Source organism: Salinibacterium sp., assembly GCF_031364185.1.
Classification (GTDB): domain Bacteria; phylum Actinomycetota; class Actinomycetes; order Actinomycetales; family Microbacteriaceae; genus Rhodoglobus.
In genome coordinates this window covers 1-12,586 of the sequence record NZ_JANLVV010000208.1, presented here as the reverse complement: position 1 = coordinate 12,586, position 12,586 = coordinate 1, and the positions used below count along the sequence as shown (strand labels likewise).

Annotated in this window: 14 protein-coding genes and 2 pseudogenes; 15 read left to right on the top strand and 1 reads right to left on the bottom strand. The window is 65.3% G+C overall.

What is annotated here, in order from left to right; all coding sequences use genetic code 11:
- The 3 genes and pseudogenes from RMN95_RS09260 to RMN95_RS09250 all read left to right on the top strand — a co-directional run.
- Nucleotides 1-172 (top strand): annotated as a pseudogene (locus tag RMN95_RS09260) (elongation factor Tu); the annotation flags it as partial.
- Between the two features lie 199 nt (nucleotides 173-371).
- A complete protein-coding gene (locus RMN95_RS09255) occupies nucleotides 372-800 on the top strand; it encodes a hypothetical protein (RefSeq protein WP_309616637.1) in 429 nt (142 codons plus the stop codon).
- 9 nt (nucleotides 801-809) lie between these two features.
- Nucleotides 810-1,775 carry a DNA topoisomerase IB gene (locus RMN95_RS09250; RefSeq protein ID WP_309616636.1) on the top strand — a complete coding sequence of 322 codons (966 nt, stop codon included), beginning with the start codon at nucleotides 810-812 and terminating at the stop codon, nucleotides 1,773-1,775.
- A 21-nt stretch (nucleotides 1,776-1,796) separates the two neighbouring features.
- Here RMN95_RS09250 and RMN95_RS09245 read toward each other — a convergent pair whose 3' ends face one another.
- Nucleotides 1,797-2,558: an IclR family transcriptional regulator gene (locus RMN95_RS09245; RefSeq protein WP_309616635.1), complete on the bottom strand. Its 762-nt coding sequence runs from the start codon at nucleotides 2,556-2,558 to the stop codon at nucleotides 1,797-1,799.
- A 79-nt stretch (nucleotides 2,559-2,637) separates the two neighbouring features.
- Between RMN95_RS09245 and hutH the strand changes: the two genes are divergently transcribed.
- The 12 genes and pseudogenes from hutH to rpsC form a co-directional block, all read left to right on the top strand.
- The gene (gene hutH / locus RMN95_RS09240; RefSeq protein WP_309616634.1) at nucleotides 2,638-4,227 is read left to right on the top strand and encodes a histidine ammonia-lyase; all 1,590 of its coding nucleotides are present in this window, start codon (nucleotides 2,638-2,640) and stop codon (nucleotides 4,225-4,227) included.
- Nucleotides 4,224-5,897 carry a urocanate hydratase gene (gene hutU, locus RMN95_RS09235; RefSeq protein WP_309616633.1) on the top strand — a complete coding sequence of 558 codons (1,674 nt, stop codon included), beginning with the start codon at nucleotides 4,224-4,226 and terminating at the stop codon, nucleotides 5,895-5,897. Before hutH ends, hutU begins: the two co-directional genes overlap by 4 nt.
- Nucleotides 5,890-6,711, top strand: coding sequence for an arginase family protein (locus RMN95_RS09230; protein WP_309616632.1), 822 nt, complete (start codon nucleotides 5,890-5,892; stop codon nucleotides 6,709-6,711). Before hutU ends, RMN95_RS09230 begins: the two co-directional genes overlap by 8 nt.
- A complete protein-coding gene (hutI, locus tag RMN95_RS09225) occupies nucleotides 6,708-7,844 on the top strand; it encodes an imidazolonepropionase (RefSeq protein WP_309616631.1) in 1,137 nt (378 codons plus the stop codon). Before RMN95_RS09230 ends, hutI begins: the two co-directional genes overlap by 4 nt.
- A 399-nt stretch (nucleotides 7,845-8,243) precedes the next feature.
- Nucleotides 8,244-8,552 (top strand): 30S ribosomal protein S10, encoded by a 309-nt coding sequence (rpsJ, locus tag RMN95_RS09220; RefSeq protein WP_009773132.1) that lies wholly within the window; start codon nucleotides 8,244-8,246, stop codon nucleotides 8,550-8,552.
- Nucleotides 8,553-8,590: 38 nt separating this feature from the next.
- Complete coding sequence (gene rplC / locus RMN95_RS09215; protein WP_309616630.1) at nucleotides 8,591-9,241, top strand: 50S ribosomal protein L3; 651 nt, start codon at nucleotides 8,591-8,593, stop codon at nucleotides 9,239-9,241.
- A gap of 3 nt (nucleotides 9,242-9,244) precedes the next feature.
- Complete coding sequence (gene rplD / locus RMN95_RS09210) at nucleotides 9,245-9,931, top strand: 50S ribosomal protein L4 (RefSeq protein WP_309616629.1); 687 nt, start codon at nucleotides 9,245-9,247, stop codon at nucleotides 9,929-9,931.
- Nucleotides 9,928-10,230 (top strand): 50S ribosomal protein L23, encoded by a 303-nt coding sequence (gene rplW, locus RMN95_RS09205; RefSeq protein ID WP_309616628.1) that lies wholly within the window; start codon nucleotides 9,928-9,930, stop codon nucleotides 10,228-10,230. Before rplD ends, rplW begins: the two co-directional genes overlap by 4 nt.
- A gap of 18 nt (nucleotides 10,231-10,248) precedes the next feature.
- Nucleotides 10,249-11,088: pseudogene (gene rplB, locus RMN95_RS09200) on the top strand (50S ribosomal protein L2).
- A 31-nt stretch (nucleotides 11,089-11,119) separates the two neighbouring features.
- Nucleotides 11,120-11,401 carry a 30S ribosomal protein S19 gene (rpsS, locus tag RMN95_RS09195; RefSeq protein WP_199281190.1) on the top strand — a complete coding sequence of 94 codons (282 nt, stop codon included), beginning with the start codon at nucleotides 11,120-11,122 and terminating at the stop codon, nucleotides 11,399-11,401.
- Nucleotides 11,401-11,856 (top strand): 50S ribosomal protein L22, encoded by a 456-nt coding sequence (gene rplV, locus RMN95_RS09190; protein WP_309616627.1) that lies wholly within the window; start codon nucleotides 11,401-11,403, stop codon nucleotides 11,854-11,856. The genes rpsS and rplV overlap by 1 nt, the downstream gene beginning before the upstream one ends.
- A partial coding sequence (rpsC, locus tag RMN95_RS09185) for a 30S ribosomal protein S3 (protein WP_309616626.1) occupies nucleotides 11,856-12,586 on the top strand: 731 nt, incomplete at its 3' end. The genes rplV and rpsC, both read left to right, overlap by 1 nt.

The following is a 12,586-nucleotide window of genomic DNA, read 5'->3' as shown; positions in this document are numbered from 1 at the left end:
CACCGGTGTCATCACGCTGCCCGAGGGCACCGAGATGGTGATGCCCGGCGACACCACCGAGATGACGGTTGAGCTCATTCAGCCCATCGCGATGGAGCCGGGCCTCGGCTTCGCCATCCGCGAGGGTGGCCGCACCGTCGGCGCTGGCACGGTCGTCAAGGTTCTCAAGTAGTTCAGCGTCTCAAGAAGGCCCCGCAGCTTCGGTTGCGGGGCCTTTCGCCGTGGACGCAGTGGCTATCGGCGCAGGTCTGTCCCATCCGCGCTCCGGCGCGCACGCGCGCATGGGACAGACGTGCGCGCATACGAATCCACAGCACGCCGTCATCGACGTTGTGCGGCCCTCCGTCGAGGGCACCCGCTAGCCTGTGGGCATGAGCCGTGCTGTGGGCAGAATTGTGGTCGATGTGCTGCTTACCGTGGCTCTTTCGCTGCTGCTTCTGACGCTCTGGCGGGCTATGGTTACCGGATCGCTCGCTGGCGGGGTCGCGCAGGCGGCCCAGCGGCTGTTCTTGTTCATGGACATCGGGCTGCTGGTGTGGGCCGTGCTGCTCGCGGTAGCTTCGGCGAGACGTCGGCCGGCGGGCGCTGGCCTCACCCTCGTCTTCGCTGCGGTGGGGGCCCTGGTCAACCTGCTCGCCGTGGTGGTGGTCGGGTTTGTGCAGCAAGGCGCCTGGGCGATCGAGTTCATCCTCTTCGCCATCGAGGCTGGCATCGCCTTCCTGCTGGCTGCATCCATCATCGTCTTACTCGTCCACAGGCTCATTCTCAAGCCCTCCCCAGAGCGCAGGGCCGCGATTTAGTCTGAGGTGGTGCCCAGACTTCGCCGCAGTGACTCCAACGGGAAGGGTCTTCGTCGCATCAGTGCGGGCTCCGGCTTCTCCTATCGAGACGATCACGGAACAGTCATTTCCGCCGGGGATCGGGAGCGAATTGAACTCCTTGCCATTCCCCCCGCCTGGACCGATGTCTGGATCTCGCCTCACGAGAACGGCCACATCCTTGCAACAGGGGTGGATGCCGCCGGCCGAACCCAATACGTCTACCATCCGTTCTGGCGGCAGCAGAAAGATCGGCTCAAGTTCGATCGTGCGCTGGAGCTCGCAGCCTCCCTGCCCGCGGCGCGTCGAAAGGTCACGACCGACCTCCGCGACCCGGCCCCGTCGAAGGCTCGCGCGCTCGCGGCAGCGTTTCGCCTCCTCGACACCGGGTCGCTGCGCGTGGGCTCGGAACGCTATGCGCAGGAGCACGGCAGCCACGGGCTCTCTACCCTCATCTGCTCCCATGCCAGCATCTCCGGTGACACGGTGTCGCTCGCGTTCCCCGGCAAAAGTGGCCAGGACTGGGAGTCGGTGCTGGTCGATGCCGAGCTCGCGGGGGTGCTGCGCGGTCTCAAGCGCCGTGGTCGGCAGGCGCGGCTGCTCGCGTGGAAAGACGGTGGGTCGTGGCATCCACTCAGCGCGGAGGAGATCAATGCCTACGTCGCCGAGCGTACGGGTGGACAGTTCACTGCCAAAGACTTCCGAACCCTGCACGGCACAGTGACGGCGGCCGTGGGTCTGGCGTCGGCGGGCCCGCAGTCGACACCGACCTCACGAAAAAGGGTCGTCGCCCGGGTGATGCGGGATGTCGCGGATGTGCTGGGCAATACGCCGGCGGTGGCAAGGGCCAGCTACGTCGACCCTCGGATCGTGGACAAATTCGACCGGGGGAGCACCATCCGGGCCGACAGCGGGGCCTCGCCGGAGTCGCGGCTGCGGGAGTTGCTGGGCACCTGACAGTGCCCCGCGGATCGGCCGTCAGTGTCCCGTGATGCGGGCCGACAGGGACGCGGCTGCGACCGCGACCGCGCGACCGAGATCGGTGGCAACCTCTGCGGGGATGCCGGAACGAAAGGTGACTCCGATGGCGGCGGCCGGGTAGCCCTTATGGTCAAGTGCGGCGGCGCCCACCGAGGAATAGCCGCTGGTGACGTCACCATCCTCAAGCGCCCAGCCACGATCGCGGGATGCCGCCAGGAGTGCGCTGAGTTCGTCGAGGGTCGCGGGGCCTGGCCCCTGTCGACGGATCAGCGTCTCTCGATGCGGATACAGCGCCCGCACCTGGGCGGCGGGAAGCTGGGCGAGCATCGCGCGCCCCGTCGCCGTGAGGTGCGCGGGCAGTCGCACGCCCACGTTCGACACCGTGGTCGGGGCTCGCGGGGCCGACACTCGAGTCACGTAGGTCACTTCGGCGCCGGTGAGCACGGCGAGGTGGGCCACCGTGGGGACGGGTAGACCCTGGATCAGGCGCTCCATCAGCGGTTGCGACATCCTGCCGAGGCGTTCCGTGGCCAGCGACGCGGATCCGATCTCGACGACCAGGGCGCTGAGTCCGTAGGCACGTTCCTCGGGGTAGTGGACGAGAAATCCCTCATCCATCATGGTGCGCGCCAGTTGGTAGAGCGAGGACCGGGGGATTCCCAGCTCGCGAGCGAGCGTCGCGGCGGCGACCGGCGCGGTGCGACCGGCCAGCATCCGCAGCATTCGCAGCACATTTCGAGCGGCGGGAACCTGAGCCATGGTAGTCCTGTCTGGTATCTCAGACAGAGTATCGCTCGGCACCCTCCCACTGGGAGGGCGCGCGGAGTTCACTGGGCTCATGCACACCGTGATCGTGGGGCCGGGCCGCTTAGGGATCGACGACGTGATTGCCGTCGCGCGTCACGACTCCGCCGTGGAGATTTCGGGCGAGGCGCGGGAGGCGATGGCGGCGTCGCGTACTGTGATCGACGCGCTGAGCGAGGATCCACTGCCGCACTACGGCATCTCCACCGGATTCGGCGCCCTGGCCACCAGGCATATCCCGGCCCAGCAGCGGTTTCAGCTGCAGCGCTCGCTCGTGCGGAGCCACGCAGCAAGCTCGGGCGCCGAAGTCGAACGTGAGGTGGTGCGCGGCACCATGCTGCTTCGGCTCTCGACGATGGCCACCGGGCGCACCGGGGTTCGACCTCTCGTCGCCGAGACCTACGCGGCCATGCTGAATGCCGGCATCACCCCCGTGATCGGCGAGTACGGCAGCCTCGGTTGCTCGGGGGATCTGGCGCCTCTGGCTCACTGCGCCCTCGCGGCAATCGGCGAGGGTAACGTGCGCGTCGGGGATCGACTTCTGACGGCATCCGGCGCGCTTGCCGAGGCGGCAATCACTCCGGTCGTGTTGCGTGAAAAGGAGGGTCTGGCACTCATCAATGGCACCGACGGCATGCTCGGGATGCTGTGCCTGGCGATCGGCGACCTCACCGAGCTGCTCGTCACCGCCGATCTTGCGGCCGCGATGAGCGTCGAGGGCCTCGCCGGAACCGACAGGGTGTTCGCCGAGGATCTCCAGGCGCTGCGCCCGCATCCAGGGCAAGCCGAGTCGGCCGCGACGATGCGCGCCGTGTTGAACGGGTCCGGAGTGATCGCGGCTCATCGCACCGGCGGTTTCACCCGGGTGCAGGACGCCTATTCCCTGCGGTGCGCCCCGCAGGTGCACGGCGCGGCACGCGACACGCTCGACCATGCCCGGCTCGTCGCGGGCCGCGAACTGGCGAGCGCGATCGATAACCCCGTCGTCACGACGGATGGTCGCGTCGAATCCAACGGAAACTTCCACGGGGCCCCCGTGGGCTACGTGTTGGACTTTCTCGCGATTGTCATCGCCGATGTCGCAAGCATGAGCGAACGGCGCACCGATCGGTTTCTCGACAAGAATCGCAGCGGCGGACTGAATCCGTTTCTCGCCCACGACCCTGGGGTCGACTCCGGCCTCATGATGGCGCAGTACACCCAGGCCGGGATCGTCAGCGAGCTCAAGCGACTGGCGGCACCCGCCTCCGTCGACTCCATCCCCACCAGTGCCATGCAGGAGGATCATGTCTCGATGGGCTGGGCCGCCGCGCGCAAGCTTCGCCGGAGTCTCGACGGTCTCACCAGGGTGCTCGCGATCGAACTCATGACCTCGGCTCGCGGCATCCAGATGCGCGGCGAATCTCCCGCGCCCGTCTCCGCAGCGGTCATTGCCTGCCTCCGTGAACGAGTCCCGGGCCCCGGCCCTGATCGCTACCTTGCCCCAGACATCGCCGAAGCCGTGGCCCTCGTGGCCTCGGGCGCCCTGCTCCGCGCCAGCGGGCTGGCTACCGGTCAAGCGAGCCTGTCGAGGTCGTCAGTGAACGAGCACCAGCCCAGCCCAGAAAGGAAGCGCACCGCATGATCACCGCACACCGGGGAACCGACCTGCACACACTCGGTTGGCCTCAGGAGGCGGCCCTGCGGATGCTGCAGAACAACCTCGATCCCGAGGTCGCCGAGCATCCCGAGAGCCTCGTCGTGTACGGCGGATCGGGCAAGGCCGCGCGAGACTGGCCGAGCTTCCACGCGATCGTGCGGTCGCTGCACGAGCTCAGGGGCGATGAAACCCTGCTGGTGCAGTCGGGCAAACCGGTGGGCATCATGCAGACCCACGAGTGGGCGCCGCGGGTGCTGCTCGCCAATTCCAACCTGGTCGGCGACTGGGCGAATTGGGATGAGTTTCGTCGCCTCGAGCAACTCGGGCTCACCATGTACGGCCAGATGACGGCGGGCTCATGGATCTACATCGGCACCCAGGGCATCCTGCAGGGCACGTTCGAGACCTTCTCCGCCGTCGCCGAGAAGATCGCTGCCCGCAAGCGCGGGTATGGCCGGCACAGCGACGGCTCCCTCGCCGGCACGATCACCCTTACGGCCGGGCTCGGCGGCATGGGTGGCGCCCAGCCGCTCGCGGTAACCATGAATGACGGTGTCGCGATCTGTGTTGAGGTCGATCCGAGTCGTATCGCCCGCCGCATCGAGCACGGTTACCTCGATGTGGCCGCGGATTCCCTGGAACACGCGCTCGAGCTGGCGTACCGGGCGCGGGATGCCCGAAAGCCGCTCTCGATCGGAGTGCTCGGCAATGCCGCATCCATTGTTCCAGCCCTGCTCGCGATGGGGGCGGAGATTGATATCGTCACCGACCAGACAAGCGCACACGACCCGCTGGCATACCTGCCGCTGGGCGTCGAATTCGACGACTGGACGACCGAACGCTCGAAGCCCGACTTCGCCCAGCGTGCCCGGGAGAGCATGGCGGTGCACGTTGCCGCGATGGTCGGCTTCCAGCAGGCGGGTGCCGAGGTGTTCGACTATGGAAACAACCTGCGCACCGAGGCGCTCGCGGCCGGGTACGCCGATGCGTTCGCCTTTCCCGGCTTCGTGCCCGCCTACATCCGCCCACTCTTCGCCGAGGGTAAGGGGCCCTTCCGCTGGGCGGCGCTGAGCGGTGAGGCGAGCGATATCGCCAAGACCGACCGTGCCGTACTCGAACTGTTCCCCGATAATCGCTCGCTTCAGCGCTGGATCCCGCTGGCCCAGAAGCGGGTGCACTTCCAGGGGCTGCCTGCGCGCATCTGCTGGCTGGGGCATGGGGAGCGGGATGTCGCGGGCCTGCGCTTCAACGATATGGTCGCCTCCGGCGAGCTCGCGGCGCCACTGGTGATCGGCCGGGATCACCTGGATTCCGGATCGGTCGCGAGCCCCTACCGCGAGACCGAGGCGATGAAGGATGGCTCGGATGCGATCGCGGACTGGCCCCTGCTGAATGCCCTCGTGAACACGGCGTCCGGTGCGACCTGGGTGAGCATCCACCACGGCGGCGGAGTGGGGATCGGTCGCTCGATTCACGCCGGCCAGGTCACCGTTGCCGACGGCACCGAGCTTGCCGGCCGCAAGATCGCGCGCGTGCTGAGTAACGACCCGGCGATGGGCATCATCCGTCACGTTGACGCCGGATATGACGAGGCAATCGCCGCGGCCGAACGGGGCGCAGTGCGAATCCCCATGAGGGAAAACGCGGATGGCTAGTATCGACCTGCTCTGGCCGCGGGCGGGCGACTGGCCAACTCCCCAACCGGGCGACGGCCCGGCCGATGTCGCGCTCGTGGGAATCCCCACCTGGCGCACCTCGCTGTCGCCGACGAACGCCCACGCGACCCCGGCGGCCGTGCGGGATGCGCTGCGGCGGTACAGTTTCGAGTCACCACTGCGGATCGTCGACGTGGGCGACCTGACCGAGGTCGACCAGATTCGCGCGATCGAGGCCGAGCTCCTGATCGCGCTCGGCGGTGACAACTCGGCGACGGTTCCGGTCGCGCTCGGTCGGGGCGCGCGGGGGCTGGTGACCCTCGATGCCCATCACGACCTGCGGGATGGCGTCAGCAACGGCTCACCCGTGCGGCAACTGATCGAGGCCGGGTTGTCCGGCACCCGCGTGGTGCAGGTCGGCATCGAGCCGTTCGCCAATTCTCGTGCCTACGCCCAGCGCGCCGCCGACTATGGCATCACCGTCATCACCCGTGATGAGCTGCGCCGCAGGCCCATCGACGACGCCATCGCCGAAGCCCTCGCCATCGCCTCGGACGGCGACGGCCCTGTACACGTCGATCTCGACGTCGACGTCTGCGACAGGTCTGTTGCACCCGCCTGCCCTGCCAGCATCCCCGGAGGCCTTTCCGCGATCGAACTGCGGGCGGCAGCGCGGGCGGCGGGGGCGCATCCCTCGGTTACCTCCATTGACATTGTCGAAGTGGATGCCACGGCCGACGCCCCCGACGGCAGAACGGTGCGGCTCGCGGCCCTGTGCGTGCTCGAGATTATCGCCGGTCGGCAGCTCCGGTGAGCGTCGTCGTCGACAACATCGGACTGCTCGTTACCCACGACGATGAGCGGCCGGAACGTCGCGGTGCCGCACTGGTGATCGACTACGGTCGGATTGCCTGGGTGGGAGACTCCAGCGACGCTCCCGCCGCCGACGAGAAAGTGGATGCCGGTGGGCGCTGCGTCATCCCCGGTTTTGTTGACAGTCACAGCCACGTCATTTTCGCGGGGGACCGCGCCGAGGAGTTCGATGCCCGGATGGGTGGGCGGGCCTACGAGGCCGGGGGCATCAGGCGAACGGTCGGGCTCACGCGCGGCGCGACCGATGACCAATTACAGGACAACGCCGCTCGACTGGTGGCCGAGGCGCGCGCCCAGGGCACCACGACCATGGAGACGAAGAGTGGATACGGTCTCACCGTCGCCGATGAGCTGCGCTCTGTGCGAGTCGCGGCGTCGCTGACCGACGAGGTCACCTTCCTGGGAGCGCACGTCATTCCGGAGGGCTCTGACCGCGACGACTACATTGACCTCGTTGTCGGCGAGATGCTGGAGGCCTGCGCACCGCACGTCCGCTGGATCGACGTCTTCTGCGAGACCGGAGCGTTTACGGTAGACGAGAGCCGGTACATCCTGAATGCCGGAATAGCACGGGGGCTCGGCGCACGGGTGCACGCGGGGCAGCTGGGGGAATCCGGCGCAGTGCTGCTGGCGGTCGAGCTTTCCGCGGCCAGCGTTGACCACTGCACGTTCCTTTCCGATGGTGATGTCGAGGTGCTTGCGGGCAGTAACACCGTCGCGACACTGCTGCCGGGCGCGGAATTCTCCACGCGACAGCCGTATTCGGATGCCCGGCGCCTGCTCGACGCTGGCGTGACGGTCGCGCTCGCCAGTGATTGTAATCCGGGGTCGAGTTTCACGACCTCGCTGCCGTTTTGCATCGCACTGGCCGTGCGCGAGATGGGGATGACACCCGCGGAGGCGCTGCGAGCGGCGACTCTCTCGGGCGCTCGGGCGCTTCGCCGCGCCGATATCGGACACCTCAGCGTCGGAGCGCAGGCTGACGTCGTCATTCTCGACGCTCCAAGCTACGTGCATTTTGCCTATCGTCCGGGCGTGCCTCTGATTCACAGGGTGCTGACACCCCGGCCGTAGGCTCACCGCGACCGGCCCACTACAACGGGCTCACCACGACACGCCGAGGCACGACACGCCCGGGTTGCAGCAAATGAATCCGTGTGGCAAACTCTTCTAGTTCAACACTTCCCGCTCACGTAGCGCGGAATCACTTCCAGGCAGTGCATAGTCCAGGTCCCAAGGATTCGAGGGCTAGGCCGCGGGAAGCAGAACCAGGTTCAATCACTCCCCTTCGCCATGGACTCGTTCCGTTGCCGCGCGGGCGGGGGTGGAACGATCACGTAGTTACCAGATGCAGTAATTGACAGATGCAGTAATTGACAGATACATAGTGGTGCGAAAGCAGAAGTGCTGAGCATAGGGGCCGAGAGGTTCCGCGCTGCAGTCCTGAGTAGTTCCAGAGGAAGAGAGTCACCCATGGCAGGGCAGAAGATCCGCATTCGACTGAAGTCGTACGACCACGAGGTCATTGACTCGTCTGCACGCAAGATCGTCGACACGGTGACCCGCGCGGGCGCCACGGTGGTCGGCCCGGTGCCGCTGCCTACCGAGAAGAACGTGATCGCCGTGATCCGCTCCCCTCATAAGTACAAGGACAGCCGCGAGCACTTCGAGAAGCGCACCCATAAGCGACTGATCGACATCATCGACCCGACTCCCAAGGCTGTGGATTCGCTGATGCGTCTCGACCTCCCTGCCGACGTCAACATCGAGATCAAGCTCTAGCTCGCGCTAGCGCTCATCCAGTCGAATAGGAAACCTCCATGACTAACACCAAGACGATCAAGGGATTGCTGGGCAAGAAGCTCGGCATGACCCAGGTCTGGGATGCGAACAACAAGCTCGTTCCCGTGACCGTGGTCGAGATCACCCCCAACGTCGTGACGCAACTGCGCACGCCCGAGATCGACGGCTACAGCGCCGTGCAGATCGCGTATGGGCAGATCGACCCCCGCAAGGTCACGAAGCCCCTCACCGGTCACTTCGACGCCGCGGGCGTGACCCCCCGTCGCCACCTCACCGAGCTGCGCACCGACGACACCAGCGAGTACACACTCGGCCAGGAACTGACCGTCGACATGTTCGAGGCCGGCAAGAAGGTCGACGTCATGGGCACCAGCAAGGGCAAGGGATTCGCCGGTGTCATGAAGCGTCACAACTTCAAGGGCGTGTCATCCAGCCACGGTTCGCACCGTAACCACCGCAAGCCGGGCTCTATCGGCGCATCCTCGACTCCCAGCCGTGTCTTCAAGGGCATGCGCATGGCGGGACGCATGGGTGGCGATCGTGTCACAGTGCTCAACCTCATCGTCCACTCGGTCGACCTCGAGAAGGGCATCCTGCTCGTCAAGGGAGCCGTTCCCGGCGCCCGTGGTCGTATCGTGTTCGTCCGCAACGCAGTGAAGGGGGCCTAGCCCATGGCTACCTCAACCGACGTCACAGCACATGATGTCTCAGCACTTGATGTCATCGACGCCAAGGGCAAGAAGGTCGGCAGCGTCGATCTTCCCGCCGACGTGTTCGACGTGCAAACCAACGTGCCACTTATCCACCAGGTCGTCGTCGCGCAGCGCGCCGCCGCTCGCCAGGGAACGCACAACACGCTGCGTCGCGGTGAGGTGTCTGGAGCCGGTCGCAAGCCTTTCAAACAGAAGGGAACCGGTCGTGCCCGCCAGGGTTCGATCCGGGCACCCCAGATGCGCGGTGGTGGCATCGTGCACGGGCCGCACCCACGTGACTACTCGCAGCGCACTCCCAAGAAGATGATCGCGGCTGCGCTTCGCGGAGCCCTGTCTGACCGCGCCCGTGGCGATCGCCTGCACGTCATCGACTCCCTGTCAGTCGGTAACCTGCCGTCGACAAAGGCCATGGCCGCCCTGCTGCTCGATATCGCGCCATCGAAGAACGTGCTCATCGTTCTCCAGCGCGACGATGAGACCAGCTACAAGAGCGTTCGCAACCTGCAGACAGTCCACGTTCTGCCCTTCGACCAGCTGAACGCTTACGACGTACTCATCAGTGACGACATCGTCTTCACCAAGGGTGCTTTCGAAGAGTTTGTGGCCTGGACCACCAAGGCGACCAAGGAAGAGGTCAGCGCATGACCGCCGTCACGTTCAAAGACCCACGCGACATCATCATCGCGCCCGTCGTCTCCGAGAAGAGCTACAGCCTGATCGATGATGGCAAGTACACCTTCGAGGTCGACCCCCGCGCCAATAAGACAGAGATCAAGCTCGCCATCGAGAAGATCTTCTCGGTCAAGGTCGGATCGGTCAACACGCTGAACCGCACAGGCAAGACCCGTCGCACCAAGTTCGGCATCGGCAAGCGCAAAGACACCAAGCGTGCCATCGTCACGCTCAAGTCTGGTTCCATCGACATCTTCACGGCTGTCGGCTAGGGCTGAGGAAAGATAACTATGGCTATTCGCAAATACAAGCCCACGACCCCTGGTCGTCGCGGTTCCTCGGTGGCAGACTTCGCCGAGATCACGCGCTCGACACCGGAGAAGTCGTTGCTTCGCCCGCTGCCCAAGACCGGCGGTCGCAACAACGCCGGTCGCATCACGACCCGGCATATCGGTGGTGGCCACAAGCGCCAGTACCGTGTCATCGACTTCAAGCGCAACGATAAAGATGGCGTCAACGCTCGCGTTGCCGAGATCGAGTACGACCCCAACCGCACCGCACGTATCGCGCTGCTGCACTTCTTCGATGGTTCCAAGCGCTATATCATCGCCCCCAATAAGCTGACCCAGGGCGACATCGTCGAGTCGGGTGCTTCCGCCGATATCAAGCCGGGCAATAACCTTCCTCTGAAGAACATCCCGGTCGGTACCGTCATCCACATGATCGAGCTTCGCCCGGGTGGTGGCGCCAAGATGGCCCGCTCCGCTGGCGCCTCAGTCCGACTGGTGGCCAAGGATGGCCCGTACGCACAGCTCCGATTGCCGTCGGGCGAAATTCGCAACGTGGATGTCCGCTGCCGCGCCACCATCGGCGAGGTCGGCAACGCCGAGCAGTCGAACATTAACTGGGGCAAGGCCGGCCGTATGCGCTGGAAGGGCGTTCGTCCGACCGTTCGAGGGGTAGCCATGAACCCTGTTGACCACCCGCACGGTGGTGGAGAGGGAAAGACGTCCGGTTGACGTCACCCCGTCACCCCCTGGGGCCAAAAGGAAGGTCGCACGCGTAAGCGCAACCTTCCGAGCGACCAGCTCATCGTCCGCCGCCGCAATGTCGGCAAGAAGCGCAAGTAGGCCAGTCTTGTTTAAGGGAATTGAGTAGAAGATGCCACGCAGTCTGAAGAAGGGCCCCTTCGTCGACGACCACCTGCTGCAGAAGGTCGTCAAGGCGAATGAGGCCAGTAGCAAGAACGTGATCAAGACCTGGTCGCGCCGCTCGATGATCATCCCGGCAATGCTGGGTCATACCATCGCCGTGCACGACGGTCGCAAGCACATCCCGGTGTTTATCACCGAGACCATGGTGGGTCATAAGCTCGGAGAATTCTCCCCCACCCGCACCTTCCGTGGACACGTGAAGGATGACAAGAAGGGTCGTCGTCGCTAATGGTTGAGTCCATTGCCCGCGTGAAGCACATTCGCGTTACCCCGACGAAGGCTCGTCGTGTTGTCAACCTCATCCGTGGCAAGCAGGCGGTCGAAGCACTGGCCATCCTGAAGTTCGCACCCCAGGGCGCGAGCGAGCCTGTCTACAAGCTCGTCGCCTCGGCCATGGCCAACGCGAAGGTGAAGGCAGACGCCACGAACAGCTACCTGGACGAGCAGGACCTGTTCGTCTCCGAGGCTTTCGTTGATGAAGGAACAACACTCAAGCGGTTCCAGCCGCGAGCGCAGGGCCGCGCGTTCCAGATACTGAAGCGCACGAGCCACATCACCATCGTGCTTGCGACGCCGACCGAAGCCGACGTCGAGAAGGCCTCAGGGCGTTCAAGCGGCACGAAGGCAACCGCGACGAAGGCAACCGCCACGAAGGCAACCGCCACGAAGGCAGGGAAGAAGTAATGGGACAGAAGGTAAACCCCTACGGTTTCCGTCTGGGAATCACCACCGACCACGTGTCGCGTTGGTTCTCCGACAGCACCAAGGCTGGCCAGCGTTACAGCGACTATGTCGCCGAGGACGTGAAAATCCGCAATCTGCTCAAGACATCGCTTGATCGTGCCGGAGTAGCCCGCATCGAAATCGAGCGCACTCGTGACCGCGTCCGCGTGGACATCCACACCGCGCGCCCGGGCATCGTCATCGGTCGCCGTGGAGCGGAGGCCGAGCGCATCCGCTCCGACCTCGAGAAGCTTTCGGGCAAGCAGATCCAGCTCAATATTCTTGAGGTAAAGAACCCCGAGGCTGAGGCACAGCTCGTCGCACAGGGAATTGCCGAGCAGCTCGCTGCCCGGGTCGCATTCCGTCGTGCGATGCGTAAGGGACTGCAGGGCGCCCAGCGCGTCGGTTCCGTCAAGGGTGTTCGCATCCAAGTGTCCGGCCGACTCGGCGGCGCTGAGATGAGTCGTTCCGAGTTCTACCGTGAGGGTCGCGTGCCACTGCACACCCTGCGCGCCAATATCGACTACGGCTTCTATGAAGCCAGAACGACGTTCGGACGCATCGGTGTCAAGGTCTGGATCTACAAGGGCGACATCACCAATAAGGAGCTTGCCCGCGAGCAGGCTAACCAGAAGTCATCGCGTCCGGAGCGTCGGGACGACCGCGGTGGCGATCGCCGCGACAGCCGTCC